The organism is Allobosea sp. RCC_152_1 (assembly GCF_041360765.1).
Taxonomy (GTDB): domain Bacteria; phylum Pseudomonadota; class Alphaproteobacteria; order Rhizobiales; family Beijerinckiaceae; genus Allobosea; species Allobosea spartocytisi.
This window is the reverse complement of the sequence record NZ_JBFUPU010000002.1, coordinates 943,535-958,489: the sequence shown is the minus strand read 5'-3', so window position 1 is coordinate 958,489 and position 14,955 is coordinate 943,535. Positions and strand designations below refer to the sequence as shown.

14 protein-coding genes and 1 pseudogene are annotated in these 14,955 nt (G+C 63.7%); 3 read left to right on the top strand and 12 right to left on the bottom strand.

Going from position 1 to position 14,955, the window contains the following annotated elements; translation table 11 throughout:
* Window positions 1–158: 158 nt before the first annotated feature.
* From AB6806_RS11035 to AB6806_RS11005, 7 genes are all read right to left on the bottom strand, one after another.
* Window positions 159–1,997 (bottom strand): GH39 family glycosyl hydrolase, encoded by a 1,839-nt coding sequence (locus AB6806_RS11035; RefSeq protein ID WP_133564848.1) that lies wholly within the window; start codon window positions 1,995–1,997, stop codon window positions 159–161.
* A gap of 60 nt (window positions 1,998–2,057) precedes the next feature.
* Window positions 2,058–2,891: a 5-deoxy-glucuronate isomerase gene (locus tag AB6806_RS11030; RefSeq protein WP_142022081.1), complete on the bottom strand. Its 834-nt coding sequence runs from the start codon at window positions 2,889–2,891 to the stop codon at window positions 2,058–2,060.
* Window positions 2,884–3,948, bottom strand: a complete 1,065-nt coding sequence (locus AB6806_RS11025; RefSeq protein ID WP_370954619.1) for an ABC transporter ATP-binding protein — start codon at window positions 3,946–3,948, stop codon at window positions 2,884–2,886. Before AB6806_RS11025 ends, AB6806_RS11030 begins: the two co-directional genes overlap by 8 nt.
* Window positions 3,941–5,026 (bottom strand): ABC transporter ATP-binding protein, encoded by a 1,086-nt coding sequence (locus AB6806_RS11020; protein WP_142022079.1) that lies wholly within the window; start codon window positions 5,024–5,026, stop codon window positions 3,941–3,943. The genes AB6806_RS11025 and AB6806_RS11020 overlap by 8 nt, the downstream gene beginning before the upstream one ends.
* Window positions 5,004–6,143: an ABC transporter permease gene (locus tag AB6806_RS11015; protein ID WP_370954618.1), complete on the bottom strand. Its 1,140-nt coding sequence runs from the start codon at window positions 6,141–6,143 to the stop codon at window positions 5,004–5,006. The genes AB6806_RS11020 and AB6806_RS11015 overlap by 23 nt, the downstream gene beginning before the upstream one ends.
* A gap of 9 nt (window positions 6,144–6,152) precedes the next feature.
* Window positions 6,153–7,139, bottom strand: a complete 987-nt coding sequence (locus AB6806_RS11010) for an ABC transporter permease (RefSeq protein ID WP_133564838.1) — start codon at window positions 7,137–7,139, stop codon at window positions 6,153–6,155.
* A gap of 75 nt (window positions 7,140–7,214) precedes the next feature.
* Window positions 7,215–9,128, bottom strand: a complete 1,914-nt coding sequence (locus AB6806_RS11005) for an ABC transporter substrate-binding protein (RefSeq protein WP_142022077.1) — start codon at window positions 9,126–9,128, stop codon at window positions 7,215–7,217.
* Between the two features lie 206 nt (window positions 9,129–9,334).
* Between AB6806_RS11005 and AB6806_RS11000 the strand changes: the two genes are divergently transcribed.
* Together AB6806_RS11000 and AB6806_RS10995 are read left to right on the top strand one after the other, a co-directional pair.
* Window positions 9,335–10,348 carry a LacI family DNA-binding transcriptional regulator gene (locus tag AB6806_RS11000; protein ID WP_370954617.1) on the top strand — a complete coding sequence of 338 codons (1,014 nt, stop codon included), beginning with the start codon at window positions 9,335–9,337 and terminating at the stop codon, window positions 10,346–10,348.
* Between the two features lie 75 nt (window positions 10,349–10,423).
* Window positions 10,424–10,720, top strand: a pseudogene (locus AB6806_RS10995) (IS3 family transposase); the annotation flags it as partial.
* 31 nt (window positions 10,721–10,751) lie between these two features.
* Here AB6806_RS10995 and AB6806_RS10990 read toward each other — a convergent pair.
* The 3 genes from AB6806_RS10990 to AB6806_RS10980 form a co-directional block, all read right to left on the bottom strand.
* The gene (locus tag AB6806_RS10990) at window positions 10,752–10,877 is read right to left on the bottom strand and encodes an Arm DNA-binding domain-containing protein (protein WP_370954616.1); all 126 of its coding nucleotides are present in this window, start codon (window positions 10,875–10,877) and stop codon (window positions 10,752–10,754) included.
* Between the two features lie 333 nt (window positions 10,878–11,210).
* A complete protein-coding gene (locus tag AB6806_RS10985; RefSeq protein ID WP_370954615.1) occupies window positions 11,211–11,567 on the bottom strand; it encodes a hypothetical protein in 357 nt (118 codons plus the stop codon).
* A 50-nt stretch (window positions 11,568–11,617) separates the two neighbouring features.
* Window positions 11,618–12,256 (bottom strand): hypothetical protein, encoded by a 639-nt coding sequence (locus AB6806_RS10980; protein WP_370954614.1) that lies wholly within the window; start codon window positions 12,254–12,256, stop codon window positions 11,618–11,620.
* A 302-nt stretch (window positions 12,257–12,558) separates the two neighbouring features.
* On the opposite strand from AB6806_RS10980, the gene AB6806_RS10975 reads away from it, so the two are divergent.
* Entirely contained in the window at window positions 12,559–12,795 is a 237-nt protein-coding gene (locus tag AB6806_RS10975; protein WP_370954613.1) for a hypothetical protein, read from the top strand.
* 23 nt (window positions 12,796–12,818) lie between these two features.
* On the opposite strand, the gene AB6806_RS10970 is transcribed toward AB6806_RS10975, so the two are convergent.
* Together AB6806_RS10970 and AB6806_RS10965 are read right to left on the bottom strand one after the other, a co-directional pair.
* Window positions 12,819–14,210, bottom strand: a complete 1,392-nt coding sequence (locus tag AB6806_RS10970; protein WP_370954612.1) for an AlbA family DNA-binding domain-containing protein — start codon at window positions 14,208–14,210, stop codon at window positions 12,819–12,821.
* Complete coding sequence (locus tag AB6806_RS10965) at window positions 14,129–14,776, bottom strand: hypothetical protein (RefSeq protein ID WP_370954611.1); 648 nt, start codon at window positions 14,774–14,776, stop codon at window positions 14,129–14,131. Before AB6806_RS10965 ends, AB6806_RS10970 begins: the two co-directional genes overlap by 82 nt.
* Between the last annotated feature and the right edge of the window lie 179 nt (window positions 14,777–14,955).

The following is a 14,955-nucleotide window of genomic DNA, read 5'->3' as shown; positions in this document are numbered from 1 at the left end:
TAGAAAATCGAATTCTACGGCCTGATGGTGGCGCAATTCGAAATGCTGGCGTCTACAGGCGATGTTTGTGGCGTGGCATCAGGGCAGGGGCCGATTGAAGAAGCTTCATCGTTTTCCCGCTTCTCCGCGGCAGATATCGCTGATGATGCCGTGCCGTTTCAGGTTACTACAATCGGGTCGCTCTCGGCGCTGACCCGCCCGAACAGATCGCGCGCCCGCACACGGTAGAAGCCGGCCGCGGCTCCGGGATGCAGGTATACGCTCGACAGCAAGCCAACCGGATTGATCACCTGCCAGGGCCCCTCTTCGTGCGCGCTCAAGAGCACGTCGAAAAGCTGGATGCCCTCATAAGCTGCCGGCTCCCAGAACAGGACGCGATTGCCGCCGTTCAAGCCACCGAAATGGCTGATCTTGAGCGCGGAGGGCGCGGCGGGAACGGCATCGTCCCGCCGCACAAGCGCTACCAGCGCCACAGAGGGCAGCGGCATGTCGAGCTTGAATGCATGCCCGGCAACGGTTCTGCCGATCTGGAGATGCTCGACCGCCAGGGCGGGTTCCTGCGCCAAGCGCATCGCTTCGAGCTCAGCCGCGTTCGGCAGGTCGGGCGCGCCGAGATCCTCCCAGACGGTGAAGGGATCGCCCTTGCCATGGGCGATGCGGAAGCTGGCGAGCGCATAGGCGCCGGGCTGCAATCCGGAAAAGGCAAGCTCCACCGCGCTCTCGCCGGACTGCCAGATGCGGTCGACGCTGTTGTAGAGGAGCACGCTGGCGCCGGAGGGTTCTGCGGCGCTTCCGAGAGCGGTCGCGATCGCGCCGAGGCCGTTGCGGTCGGGATCGAGCCCCTGGCCGTCGAGCGCGAAGCGACGCTCGCTCAGCAGGCCGAGCAATTCCATGACGCTGAGCGCCGGCTTCTTGACGAGGTCGAACGGCTCGGGCTCGATGCGGCGTGCTTCCAGCGCGGCGATGTCGGTCTTGTGCTCGGACTGGGCCGCGCGCACCGGACGCTTGCCGAAATAGGTCAGATGCGTGCGGTGGCCCCAATGGCCGACGAAGCCGTTATCGTTGCTGAGCACCTCGTAATCGACGCCTTCGCCATCGATCATCAGGCGCTGGTGCTGGTCGATGATCTTGGCGGCGAGCCCGGCGAAATAGGGCATGCCGTGCCAGGTATGGTAGAGATGCCAGCCGATCTGCGGGTCGCATTCGTCATTGACGAAAGGCAGGTTGGCGAAGCGCGGATGATGCTCGCGGATATAGTCGACCGCCATCATCTCGTGCCGGATGATCGAGAGGCTGTTCGGCGTCAGATCCTCGGCATGTTTCTTCGCCCCCTTCTCATGCACAGAGATGAAATCGAGCCGCACGCCGGTCTCGCCGGTGAAGAGATTGGTGCCGGTGTCGCAATGGGCGAGGAAGCTCTTGAAGATCGGCGGGATGCGTCGGGCCACGCCGGGGCCGCCGAGCCGGAGCTTGGGATCGACCGCCTTCAGCGCTTCCGAACAGGCGTCGTAATAGTTGTTGAAGCCGGTCTCGCCGCCGAGCTTCCACCAGATGTCCGGCTCGTTCCAGGTCTCGAAATACCACTGGCGCAATTCCTCGGCGCCATAGCGGGCGCGATAACGCTCGGCCATCTCGCCCATGAAGTCGCGCCAGTGATGCGCCTGCGCGACGTCGTTGAAGTCGGTGTAGATGTAGGAGGGATTGCCCATCAGCTCGAAGAAGGGCCGGATGCGATGCTCCAGCATGACGTCGAGCGCCGCATCGAGCCGCGACCAGTCGTATTTGCCGAAGGCGGAGGCGGTGACGAGGTCGAGCATGTAATGCACGCGCATGTATTCGATGCCGCGATTGGGTACGCCGCCGACATAGGCGAGCGTCTGCCGCATCTCCGGCTCCAGCAGCAGTTCGGCGGGCGAGAAGCCCGTGCTGTGCCAGAAGCGCCGGAAAGGTTTGGTCGGAGCCGAGAGGTCGACATGGATGCGGGTCTTGTCGGGCATGACGGGTCCTTCGCTGAGGAGCAGGAGCGAGAAAATTGCCGGCTAAATTGATGGGGTGATTTACTTGAACTTGTCGCGCATCGACTGGATGCCGGGGATCGCGGACATCAGATGGGCATGGCGGTCGTCGAAATGCTGGACGAGCCCGCGCTGCGTCTTCCCGACCAGGATGGTGAAGATGTAGCAGCGGTGGCCGGGCGAGGTGACGGTCGGGTGATAGCCACGATCGACCAGGATCGTGTCTCGATCCTGCACCATGAAACATTCGGACCGGCCGTCGGCATAGATGATCTGGGCGCCGAAGCCGGTGCCGGGCTCGTAGCGGTAGTGGTAGAGCTCGTCATGAGCCGTCTCGCCCTGCCGATCGTCGTCGTGCTTGTGCGGCGGATAGCCGGACCAGCAGCCGGGGTCGGCATAGAGCTCGCTGACCAGGAGATTGCCGGCGCGACCTTGGCCGTTCTGGCCGAGGATATGGAAGATGCGGCGGCGGCTATGGGTGTCGGGCGAGCCGACATCGACCATCGCGACCTCGTCCGGCGCGATACGGAAGGGTTTCAGCCCCTCATCGTCGCAGAGCCCGCCGGCCACGGCGACCTCGACGGGGCCAGTGGCGTTCTCCAGCCGGACCGCGCTGCCCGGCGGGGCATAGACCGAATCCGCCTCGCCCGACCAGATGTCGCGCCGCTTGCCAACGGCCGCGAAGCGTTCGCCGTCGACGACGATGTCGACCGTGCCGGACAGCACGACATAGACGCTCTCATGCCGCGGCAGGTTCTGCTCGATCGTTTCGCCCGGCGGCAATCGCAGCAGGTTGAAATGGACATGCGGCAGGGCCGGATCGTCCGAGACGATGGCGTGGTTGGCGTTGTCGCGGGCGCGGATGTGCTTAGGCATGGGTAGCTTGTCCGGTCTGGATGGCGTCGACGCCGCGCAGCGTGAGCGTCTCGGCGTGATGGCAGGCGACGCTGCGGTCGCCGAGATCGCGCAAGGGCGGCTGCGTGGTGCGGCAGGTCTCGGTGGCGAAGCGGCAGCGTGGGTGGAAGGCGCAGCCGCTCGGGCGGTTCGCGGGATCGGCGACCTCGCCCGACAGGCGAATGCGGCGGTTCTGCCGGCGATGGGCGGGGTCGGGGATCGGCAGGGCCGAGAGCAAGGCCTCGGTGTAGGGGTGCAAGGGCCTGGCGAAGAGCGCCTCGGAGCTCGCGATCTCGACGACCTGGCCGACATACATCACGACGACGCGGTCGCAGATATACTCGATCACGCTGAGGTCGTGGCTGACGAAGAGATAGGTCAGGCCGAACTCCTCCTGCAGGTCGCGCAGCAGGTTGAGCGTCTGGGCCCGGACGCTGACGTCGAGCGCCGAGACGGCCTCGTCGAGCACGACGAGGCGGGGATGGGTCGCCAGCGCCCGGGCGATGCCGACGCGCTGGCGCTCGCCGCCGGAGAAGGCGTGTGGGTAGCGCCGGGCGTATTCCGGTCGCAGGCCGACCTTGGCGAGCAATTCGCGGACCTTGGCCTCGATCTCGCCCGACGGCACCAGCCGGTTGACCTTCAGCACCTCGCCGACGATGTCGCGGACCTGCAGGCGCGGATTGAGCGAGGATTGCGGGTCCTGGAAGACGATGCGCAGATCGGTGCAATAGGCGAGCCGCTCATCCTCCGAGAGCCGGTCGAGATCGACGGCGCCGCCATCCTTGCGGCGATAGCGCATGGTGCCGGCTGTCGGCTGGTGGATGCCGAGCAGCAGGCGCGTCACCGTCGACTTGCCGCAGCCGGATTCGCCGACGAGGCCGAGCGTCTCGCCTTGCCGGATCGCGAAGGAGACATCCTCGACCGCGCGGACCGGATTGGCGGCCTTGCGCTGGAACATCGTCCGGCGCGGCGGAAACAGCTTGGTCAGCCCGCGCACTTCGAGCAGCACGTCGGGAGCAAGCGAAGTGGGATCAGCCATGACGGGCGCCCTCCATGGCAGATGGCTGGCGCGCGAGGATGCAGCGCACGTCCCGCCGGGGGCTGATCGAGACCGTGCCGGGATCGGCGACGTCGCAGACGCCCTTGAGCGCTGCGTCGCAGCGCGGGTGGAAGTCGCAGCCCGACGGCCGGTCGAAAGGCGAGGGCACCATGCCGCGGATGGCGGCGAGGCGCGTGCCGCGCCCGGCGCCGAGCCTGGGCACGGAATTCAGCAACGCCCGCGTATAGGGATGGCGCGGATCGGCGAAGATCTCCTCGACCGTGCCGCGCTCGACGATCTTGCCGAGATACATCACCGCGACATCGTCGGCGATCTCGGCGACCACGCCGAGATCATGGGTGATGAACAGGATCGAGAGGCCGTCCTCGCGCTGTAATTCCTGCAGCAGGTCGATGATGTTGGCCTGGGTGGTGACGTCGAGCGCGGTGGTCGGCTCGTCGGCGATGAGGAGGCGTGGCCGGCAGGACAAAGCGAGCGCGATGCAGACGCGCTGGCGCATGCCGCCGGAAAACTCGAACGGGTAGTTGTTCAGCCGCTCCGCCGGCTTGGGGATGCCGACCCGGCCGAGCATCTCGACGGCGCGCGCCTCGGCCGCCTTCTTCGAGAGGTTGAGGTGCCGACGGATCACCGGAACGAGCTGCTGGCCGATGGTGTGGACCGGCGAGAGCGCCGCCATCGGCTCCTGCGAGATCAGCGAGATCTCCTTGCCGCGCAAGGCGCGGATCCGGCGGCCACGGGGATCGAGCGCGGTGACGTCGAGAGCCTCGCCGTCGCTGCCGGAATAGATGATGCTGCCGGCTGCGATGCGCCCGCTCGGCGGCAGCAGGCTCATCAGCGCCCGCCCGGTGACGCTCTTGCCCGAGCCGGACTCGCCGACGATGCAGAGGGTGCGCCCGCGCGGCACGTCGAAGGTGACGCCGTCGACCGCACGCACCAGCCCGTCATCGGTGCCGATCTGGACCTTGAGGTCACGGACGGTGACGAGCGGTGGCGCCGCTCCATCCTCCGGCGCCGGTCTTCCGTGGAAACCGGGCTCAAGCATAGGGATCGGCCGCATCGCGAATTCCGTCACCGAGGAAGTTGAGGGCGAGCACCGTGACGACCACCGCGGCGCCCGGCGCAAGCAGCCAGGGCGCCGTGGTCAGGGCCATGATGCTCTGTGCGTCCTTGAGCAGCACGCCCCAGCTCACCACCGGCTCCTTCAGCCCGATGCCGAGGAAGGACAGCGCCGTCTCGGCCAGGATCATGCTGGGGATCGCCAGCGTCACCGAGGCGACGATATGGCTGGTGAAGGAGGGCACCATGTGCCGCCAGATGACGCGCTGGCGCGAGCAGCCGTCGAGCCGCGCCGCCAGCACGAAATCCTCGGTCCTGAGCGACAGGAAACGGCCGCGCACGACGCGCGCCAGATCCGTCCAGCCGATCAGCGAAAGGATCATGGTGATCCAGAGATAGACCAGCAGCGGGTCCACGCTCGCCGGCACCGCGGCGGCGAGCCCCATCCAGAGCGGGATGGTCGGGATCGATTTCAGGAAGTCGATGCAGCGCTGGACGACCTCGTCGATCCAGCCGCCGTAATAGCCGGAGATGCCGCCGAGCAGCAGGCCGAGGAAGAGGCTGACCGCGACGCCGACGAGGCCGATCGACATCGAGATGCGTGCTCCGTGGATGGTGCGCGACAGCACGTCCCGCCCGAGCCTGTCGGCGCCCCAGAGATACATCGGCTGGGACGGGTCGGACGGGCCGATCAGGTGCCGGTCCCAGGGGATCAGCCCGAAGAGCTTGTAGGGTTCGCCCTGGGCGAAGAAGACGATCGGATTGACCGATTTCTCGTCGACCACGAAGCTCCGCTTCAGCGCCACCGGATCGAAGCTCATCCGGTAGCCGTTGACATACATGAAGTGCGTCTCGCCGGACGCATCCGTGCCGAAGAACTTCAGGGCCTGCGGCGGCCCGTAGGTGAAGCGGGCGTTGTAGGTGTCGGGCGAGAAGGGGGCGATGAACTCGGCGAGCAGCGCGACGAGATAGATGCCGAGCACCACGAAGAGACTGGCATGGGCCAGCCGGTGCCGGCGGAAGCGGCGGAAGATCAGCCGCCACTGGCTCGCTTCGGCCAGCCGGCGGCCAGCCGGGGCAACGGTTTCCGGAACGGTGGGCGCGGCGATATCGGTCATGCGCGCACCTCAGGCGTAACGCACGCGCGGATCGAGCCACGCGAGCAGGATGTCGGAGATCAGGGTGCCAATCACGGTGAGCGCGCTCAGCATCAGGATGAAGCTGCCGGCGAGGTACATGTCCTGCGCCAGCAGCGCCGAGAGCAGCAGCGGGCCCGCGGTCGGCAAGCTCATCACCACCGAGGTCACGATCGCGCCCGAGACGAGGTTCGGCAGCACCCAGCCGATGGTCGAGACGAAGGGGTTGAGGGCGACCCTGACCGGGTATTTGAACAGCAGTTCCATCTCGCCGAGCCCGTTGGCGCGGGCGGTCTGGACATAGGGTTTGTAGAGCTCGTCGATCAGATTGGCGCGCATGACGCGGATCAGCGCCGCCGTGCCATGGGTCGCCAGCACGAAGACCGGCAGCCATAAGTGCATCGCGAGATCGCCGACCTTGGCCAGATTCCAGGGCGCGTTGACATATTGCGGCGAGAACAGCCCGCTGACGCTCATGCCGAAATAGCGCGAGAACACGTACATCAGCGCCAGGGCCAGCAGGAAGCTCGGCACGGCGAGGCCGAGGAAGCCGAGGAAGGTCACGACATAGTCGAGCCAGGAATAGCGGCGGACCGCGCTGTAGATGCCGATCGGCAGGGCGACGAGCCAGGTGACGATCAGGGTGATGCCGGAGAGCAGGACGGTGAGGCCGAAACGGTCCCACATCAATTCGGAGACCGGCTTGTTCCATTCGAAGGATTCGCCGAAATCGCCGCGGAACAGGATGCCGGAGATCCAGAGCCAGTATTGCACATACCAGGGCTGATCGAGCCCGTAGCGCAGCTTGAGCGCAGCCAGCGTGTCGTTGTCGAGCGAGCCGCCCTGCTCGGCGAATTTGGCGCTGAACGAGGTCAGGAAATCGCCTGGCGGCAACTGGATGACCAGGAAGGCGACGACCGACACGGCGGCCAGCGTGGCCAGCGTATAGACGAGCCGTCTCAGCATGTAGCGGAGCATCTCGAGCCTCCGGTGCAATCGGGCGGGGCGAATGGCCAGGAGCGGAGGCTCCGGGCCAGATGACGATAGCTGGAGCTATTCGTAGAAATACTGTTCCGGATTGGTCGGGCCCGGCGTCATGTAGAAGAACGTGTCCGGCATCAGGTCAGGCACGTTGCGCATGTTGTTCTTCACGACGCCGTAATTATCGGCGTCCATATTCGTGCCGATCACGTAGAACTGGTCACGGGCGATCGCGAGGATCTTCTTCATGACCTCGATCTGGCCGGCGGTGCCAGGCGTCTTCTGCATCTGGACGTAGAGCGCCTGCTGCTGCTTGGCTGCCTCCGGCGGCTCCTCGGCGTTGGGATCTTTCGGGTTCTGGAAATAGATCCCCCAGGCCGAGGCAAAGGCCGCCTGGTTCTCGTAAGGGAAGTACCATTTCGGGTCGAGGATGCCGAGGAAGTCGTAGCCGCCGCCGCCGATCCAGACCATCGCATCGTGCTCATTGGCGAGCATGCGGGCGAAGGCGAAGGATTCCTCGACGGTCTTCACCTGCATCTCGATGCCGACCGCGGCCCAGTATTTCTTGATCAGCTCGAGCGCGTCGATTTGGTAGCGGCGCGAGGTCGCGGCATCGACGGCGAAGGAGATGCGCTTGCCATCCGGCCCGAGCCTGAATTTCTGCGCGTCGCGCTTGGCGAAGCCCGCCTTGTCGAGCAGCGCGTTGGCGGTTTTCGGATCGAACTTGGTGTACTGCGTGGCCATCTGCTCGTCGTAGAGCGCGGTGCCCGGGCGCGGGGCCGCCTGATAGGGCTGCGACTGGCCGGCATAGATCAGGTCGTTGATCTCGTCGCGGTTGATGGCGAGCGAGAGCGCGACACGGAAGTCCTTGTTGCGGAAGACCTCGCGCAGCACCGGGTTCTTGCTGGTTTGATTGAGCGAGATGCACATCGCGTTCGACCAGGCCGGCTGCGCCTTGAACAGGCGGTAGCCGCTACGCTGGCGGTTCTGGGCCAGCACGATGCGCGTCTCCAGCCCGTTGAGGCGCTGGTTCTGCATGTCGAGCTCGCCATTGATCGCCTTGAGTACGATCGCCTGCTGGTCGCCCATGATGTCGAAGGTGACGCGGTCGATATAGGGCAGTTGCCGCCCCTCCGGATCGACCTTGAAGTAATAGGGATTACGCTCCAGCACGACCTGCGTCGTGCCGCCATAGGGCACGGTGAGCTTCCACGGGTCGAGCACGGGCCGGCCGGTGTCGCGCCAGCGGCCGGGGAAGCTGGTCTTGTTGAGGAAGAGGGCGGCCCAGTTCGCCGCCTTGGCTTCCGCGACCAGCTTGTCGACGCCGTCCGGATTATACGTCTTGTGAAACTGCTTGAGGTAATGCGCCGGCGCCGCGGCGAGGATGTCGGACCCGAACGTCGTCGCCATGTTCTCCAGCAGCATGCCGTTGGGACCGGTGAAGCGGAAGCGGACGGTGTCGTCGTCGATCTTCTCGACGATGACGGGGTCGCTGCCGCTGCGCAGCCAACGCGGCACCGACGGCGTCAGCTCCTTGTTCATCAGCACGTCCCGGTACCAGAACAGGATGTCGTCGGCGGTGAACGGCGCGCCGTCCGACCAGCGCGTGCCCTTGCGCAGATGGAAGACATATTCGGTGCCGTCCGGCTTGACGTCGATCTTTTCGGCAACATCGGGCTCGACCGCAGTCCAGTCCCGGTTCCAGCGAACGAGGCGTGTGTAGCCGACCGAGCGCTCGATCAGCGAGTCGCTGCCGCCCATCAGGGCCTGGCGCCAGGTGCCGCCATATTTGCCGGCCTTCTCGACCGGGCTGAGCACCAGCGGCTTCTCGGGCAGGCGCTGCTCGACCGGCGGCAGCTTGCCGCCCTTGACCAGCTCGGAGAGGCTCGGCGCCTCCTTGTAGTCGGTCGCCCCGGCCGCTCCCGAGAGGGTCAGAATGAGGGACAGCGCAACGCCACGCAGGGCGCGCCTAGGGAAAACTGCCATCGTCTCCTCCACTGCGCCTTCTGCTCGGTGGCGGGCGCTATGAAGCTACGTTATCGTTATCTCAATCGAAGCGTCAAGCCTGCTTGCACCGATTGACGCATGGTGTCGCTTTGCGGCGTTTCGGCACATTCATGCGGAAAAATCTTATGCTTTTGGCGAAAGAGAAGTCTCTGGAAAAAGATATCGTTATCGTGAGATAAGACGACATGGACATGAAACCCACCTTGCGGTCGCCGACGATCATCGATGTCGCCACGGCGGCCGGCGTCTCGCCGATGACCGTGTCGCGCGTGCTCAACGGCCGTGGCGGCGCCGGCGAGGAAACACGCCAGCGCGTGCTGGAAACGGCCCAGGCGCTGAATTACCGCCCCAACGCTTTCGCCCAAAGCCTGAAGAGCGATCGCTCGCATACGGTGGGCATCGTGGTGCCGGATATCGTCAACCCGTTCTTTCCCGAGATCATCCGCGGCGCCGAGCTTGTGGCGCGGCCGGCCGGTTACACGCTGCTGTCCTGCAACGTGATCGAGGATCCGGAGCGCGAGGAGGAGGTGCTCAGGACGCTGCTCGACAAGCGCGTCGACGGGGTCATCATCTGCAGCGCCCGCCTCGACGAGGAGCGGCTCCTGCGCGCGATCGCGCCGCACCGGGCCGTGGTGCTGATCAACCGCACGGCCGCCAAGCGCCATGCCGGCACCATCGAGGTCGATTATCGTGCCGGTGTCGAGGCCGCCGTAGCGCAGCTTGTCGCCCAGGGGCGGCGGCGCTTCGGCTTTGCGGCCGGACTGGCTTCGTCGCATGGCGGGCGCAAGCGGCGGGAGGGCATCGAGGCGGCTTTGGCGCGCCATGGCCTCTCCCTCGCCTTCGACATGCCCTGCTCACCGGACCTGCAGGGCGGGGCCGACATCGCCGCCCGACTCCTGCCCGAGGCCGGGCAGCTCGACGCCATCATCTGCTACAACGATCTGATCGCGCTCGGGCTGATGAAGCCACTCGAGCGTGCGGGCGTCAAAGTGCCGGACGATATTGCCATCGTCGGCTGCGACGACATTCCGGCAGCGTCGCTGGTCTCTCCGGCCCTGACCACGCTGAGGATCGCCAAACAGGACCTGGGCGAGATGGCGATGCAGATGCTGCTCGACCGGATCGCCGGCCGCAACGCCCAGCAAGGCATCGTCATCGAACCCGACCTGATCTGGCGGGCGACGACACCGACCCTATGAAGACCCTTGAGGATGAGAACGCCCGCCTCAAGAAGCTGCTGGCCGAACAGCTGCTCGACAACGCGATCCTGAAGGGTGTCGCCGCAAAAAAATGGTGACGCCCGATGCGAACGGAAGGCGGTGGCTCATGCCTGCACGGTGCACGCAGTGAGCCAGCGTCGGGCGTGCCTGGCCTTGACGATCGACCGCTCGACGGTGCGCTACACGAGCGCCCGCCCGGACGATGCCCTGTTGTGCGAGGCGATGAAGGCCGTGGCGGAAGAGCGCCGGCGGTTCGGCTGTCGCAGGATCCACATCATGCTGGACCGTCAGGGCATCGTGATGAACCAGAAGAAGCTGCAGCGGCTCTATCGCGAGGAGAAGCTGCAGGTGCGCCGGCGCGGCGGCCGGGTCCTTGCCGTCGCTAGGCAAGGCGCAAGAGCTTCCCGCCCTTTGGTTCGATCCAGAGTTGAAGGCCGCCGCCATCCGAGAGCTTCACAGTGGTCTCCTGCGGCTTGGCGTTCCGAATTGCGACGTCTGTCAGCGGCATGTGTTAGCCTGAAAAAGTCAGCCTGTTGGCCTTGGCGCTCCAAAAGGCCAACAATTCTTGCGGTTATCAACGAAAGCGGGGGAAGCCCAGTGAACACCGGCTCGTTGATATTGCGAGATTTTCTCAGGAAGGCGAAGGCTGACGAACCTTGGCGAATAAGCTTTTGGTGCCGTCCTGGCCGGACCCTCGCAAAACCGCTAAGTATTTCGTGCGTATAGCAAATTTTAGGGAGATGAATTTCGCCTTCCAACCGGAATGCCAACAGTACATTCAAATCTGTGGATTAGCGAAGATCGGTCCGCGCAGGTGCGCGGGCGTGAAGAGGACCATAGGTCACAGCGCGCGATCGGCATAGACACGATCGAGGTCGCCAAAGCTGGCGGTCTCCGAGAACGTTTGGGCGAGGAGAAGGGCGAGGTCGAGATCGACCTCGCTCTGGCCCAAGCAGCGGGCCGCCGATCGGGTTCGCCAGATCGCCGGGGAATGGTCAGAGACGAAGGCAGCCTGAAAGAGCGAGAAGCCGAAGCCGGGCTGGAACGTCACGGCGAGCGCGTCAGGATCGACGGAGCAGTCGAGATCGGTGCGCGCTGAGAGCAGGACCATGAACCGCTCATCGTCCAGAGCGCGGATCGCATCCTCGATCTCGCGCCAATCCGGATCGACCGTGACCTCGGCGGAGACCTGAGACACGACCGGCGCAAGGGAGGAAGTGGCAATGAGCCGCCCGACCTGCCTAACGATCATGCCGCTCTGGCCGCTGCAATCCGACGCGCGTGCTCATCGAAGTCATGCAGCACGTCGGCAAGGTGGCTCCTCAGTTCATTGCCGAGGCGCTCTCGGATCGCCGGCATATTGGTCGGATAGAAAAAGGGCAGCTCGGCAAGAGCAATACCGCGCTCCTCGGCGAGGCGCCGGTATGCCGCCACGGACCTTTCGAACGATGGCCCGAGGCCACTGAGGATGATGACGCGGACCCTATTGATCAACGAGCGATGGGAGAACACGGCGGCGACGTGGCGCTCGATCGCAGCATCTTCGATCGCAAGGCGCTGGGCGACCTTGTTCCGGGCTGCATGCCTAAGGGTGATAGGCAGGGCGTCGGCGAATAGAATGGGCGACGCGCCCGCCGCCTCTGCTTCGGCCTTGATCTGCCGGGTCGAGCGCGGAGGGTTAGCGACGCTGCCGAAGAGGCTATAGGCGACGTTCCAGAACGCGCACCGCCCCGACTTCCGGAAGTTGTAGTCTCCGGCCTCCTCCGAGGGCGGCAGGTCTTCGTTTGGCTCTCTCCCGACAACGAGGATCAGCGGAAAACTTGCATCGGCCGTCCCGGCATAGCTGATGAGGCACGCATGGCCGCGCTTGGTCTCTGCCTGTTCCATACCGTTCTCCCGCTACCGATGCGCTTCTATCGAGCTGTCTTGCCGCAACGTCTAGCCAGACCATTGCAGGATACGGCGGCGAGAGCCCGCTCGTCTCCTCCGCGTGTCACAGCACTGCCCCGGCCGGGTCACATCTGCCGCGAAACACGTCATAACGATCTCCTGACACGTCACAACCGGATCACGATCCGTCACAAACGGTCGAGAACCTGTCACAACGGATGTGCGGCGAAGGGAGAGCACATCACTCGGCGCTAACCGCTAGGGGGGAGGCCATGGATCACGCAGATTTCAGGATCGGCATGGAGTTCGAGAGCGGTGGCGGTATCTGGCGCTGCACCGACATTGGCACACGCATCGTCACTGCGATCCGTGTGGATCGGGTCGAAAAGGCCAGCAAGGATGGCGATTTGATCGCGAAGGTCGTTCTCTCCCGCAGCCAGGCGGAAGCCGAGGGCTGGTTCAACGGCCCGCCCTACGCCGTAGCGGAGATGGTGTTCGACGAAGATGCTCTCAACGGCTGCGAGCCGATCGATTGATCGCGGCGATCTATCGCCGCCACTCACGTTGATGATGCATATGGCCAACCCTCCTGCGAGAGCGCATGCGCAAAGGAGATACCTACCTTTTGAACGAAGGGTACGGAGAACCCCGCCCAAATCTGTGTTTCGATGTGCTCGAAAACTTCTGCCACGGTGCTTCGCGACGTCAGAAGGTACGGGCCGATCTCAAACTCATTTTCCGGTGCCGGAAACCGGCTGTGGCTGCGTTCGACTGCGGCTCTAGCCGTCCCGTCGTGCATGAAGCCACAGTCGATTTCGATCGGGACATCTGGACGACCCGCACGGCGCCGCAAGCGCTCGCTCATGGCTATCACCATCGCCGCGCTGGTAACGTACCGGGCAGGTGCGTGGAGTTGATCGCTCGACGCTGAAAATCCAATAAGAGACACGACACCATCTTCGCCGATCGTCCAATATCCGGGTCCTACCTGAGTAGACAAAACGCCATGGGCTAGAGGGGTCCAGCCATACCCGTAGCCCGCCGGAGCAAAGGCGGCCCCTGCTTGAGAATGGAGGGCTGGGCCGTCCGGGCAGATGTTTAGAAGCCACGGTGAGTTGACCTTGAGCGGGCCGATCTCGAGCGATTGCTGAGGGATGGCTTGAACGCGAACGAACATCCCTCTCGATCCCTTCGGGACCTCGTCGAAGCGGTTAGTTCCCGGAATGCCGGTGGTCGAGATCGTCTCTTGCAGGTCACGCAATCGCTTGCGGCCCTTGTCGCGGATCGCATCGATACGTTGCTGTTTCGTCCGAGCGTCCCAGAAAACCGATTGCAGATCGCGCATCGTCATCGGCTCGCATGACGTCCCACGCCGGACATAAGCGGCCGGCGGACGGCCGATGCCATGCGGTGCGAGATCGGACGCCGGGACGGCAATCACCACTGCACCGGCATCCTCCGTTCCCGGATCAATGATGGCTCTGACCTGCAACCCGCCGATGGGTGGATCGATTAGTGAGCGAAGGGCCTGTTCGAACTGCTCCGCAAACCTGCCGCAACGGGGAAGCGGAACTGTCCCGGTCGCCTTGCGCGGTCGGTCCCGCGTCTCGGCTATTCCGATGATCAGCCGGCCGCCGTATGCGTTTGCAAGTGCGACAACCTCAGCGGCCAGTTCGTCTCGTGTGAAGTCGGTGATCTGGTCGCGACCGCTATACCAAGGATGCTCTTTGCCGTTCTTCTCCGGCAAGAGCCCCTTGAATTCGAGCATAGCGTCTTCGGCGGCGCCACTGGCCGCAAACGCCTCTATTATCTCCCACGATACTTCATCAAGCGGCGCGTTTCGCATATCGCTTATATTCCTGAACGTGCTCAACGCATCAGGCTCGCGAATTTGAGAGCTTTCATTATCTTGAACGCTCCTATTGAGAAAACAATGATCGAAAATGAGCATATAGCTATAGTCGTTATCGACGCGACAGTGGCTATTAGATCATTTCTATTGAAGTCTCGTGTAACTTCTTTTTCGTCTTCCGGGCCAAATATCGGTAGGCCTGACATGATATTAGACATGTGGCCGGCGTTAAGGTGCGAGTTGGCGGAGCCTAGCCATGCAAACGATGCGATGCATGCGGCGACTGCGGCAACAATCAGGCCGGCTAAGAAGAATTCGATGCCAAACATCAGTTTATTTGCAAATTTTGAGATATAATTCACACGAAAAACATCAATCTTGCTACTGAGTGCGCCAGTTAAGGTGAGGATTGATATCAATGCGCCGCCGTTCAATAAAAATGCAGATCGAATAAATATCTTCTGAAATTCCGCATAATTATTGAATGAATTCTGCCTCTCAGTAAGCACGTGCTGAGCATAGATTTTCTGGCCTTCTCTAAAGCCCTTCTCTTTTTCTGATTGTCGATCGCGGGCCCATTGGCGTAGTTCCGCACGGATTGTGATGCGCTCTTCATCCGTCGTCGCCTGATACAGCGGGTCGGTTTCGATATCGGATTTGGTCATGGAACATCCCAGGAGATCGCTTCCGCTCGACCTTTCTCTCGGAGGGGTTGTGGTGCAAGCCGCCTGCACCCGTCATCCACAGGCCGATTGACTTTCTTCCTAATTGGGTTTGTTCTCCTCTCGTTCTCAATTTTGAGCGCTGTGACCGAACCGGCCGCGATGGCAGCCGCGTGCGGAAC

What these genes read in the sequence shown, in the direction of transcription:
- AB6806_RS11035 (WP_133564848.1), bottom strand. Translation starts at nt 1,997, where the DNA reads ATGCCCGACAAGACCCGCATCCATGTCGACCTCTCGGCTCCGACCAAA.
- AB6806_RS11030 (WP_142022081.1), bottom strand. Translation starts at nt 2,891, where the DNA reads ATGCCTAAGCACATCCGCGCCCGCGACAACGCCAACCACGCCATCGTC.
- AB6806_RS11025 (WP_370954619.1), bottom strand. Translation starts at nt 3,948, where the DNA reads ATGGCTGATCCCACTTCGCTTGCTCCCGACGTGCTGCTCGAAGTGCGC.
- AB6806_RS11020 (WP_142022079.1), bottom strand. Translation starts at nt 5,026, where the DNA reads ATGCGGCCGATCCCTATGCTTGAGCCCGGTTTCCACGGAAGACCGGCG.
- AB6806_RS11015 (WP_370954618.1), bottom strand. Translation starts at nt 6,143, where the DNA reads ATGACCGATATCGCCGCGCCCACCGTTCCGGAAACCGTTGCCCCGGCT.
- AB6806_RS11010 (WP_133564838.1), bottom strand. Translation starts at nt 7,139, where the DNA reads ATGCTCCGCTACATGCTGAGACGGCTCGTCTATACGCTGGCCACGCTG.
- AB6806_RS11005 (WP_142022077.1), bottom strand. Translation starts at nt 9,128, where the DNA reads ATGGCAGTTTTCCCTAGGCGCGCCCTGCGTGGCGTTGCGCTGTCCCTC.
- AB6806_RS11000 (WP_370954617.1), top strand. Translation starts at nt 9,335, where the DNA reads ATGGACATGAAACCCACCTTGCGGTCGCCGACGATCATCGATGTCGCC.
- AB6806_RS10990 (WP_370954616.1), bottom strand. Translation starts at nt 10,877, where the DNA reads ATGCCGCTGACAGACGTCGCAATTCGGAACGCCAAGCCGCAGGAGACC.
- AB6806_RS10980 (WP_370954614.1), bottom strand. Translation starts at nt 12,256, where the DNA reads ATGGAACAGGCAGAGACCAAGCGCGGCCATGCGTGCCTCATCAGCTAT.
- AB6806_RS10975 (WP_370954613.1), top strand. Translation starts at nt 12,559, where the DNA reads ATGGAGTTCGAGAGCGGTGGCGGTATCTGGCGCTGCACCGACATTGGC.
- AB6806_RS10970 (WP_370954612.1), bottom strand. Translation starts at nt 14,210, where the DNA reads ATGCTCATTTTCGATCATTGTTTTCTCAATAGGAGCGTTCAAGATAAT.
- AB6806_RS10965 (WP_370954611.1), bottom strand. Translation starts at nt 14,776, where the DNA reads ATGACCAAATCCGATATCGAAACCGACCCGCTGTATCAGGCGACGACG.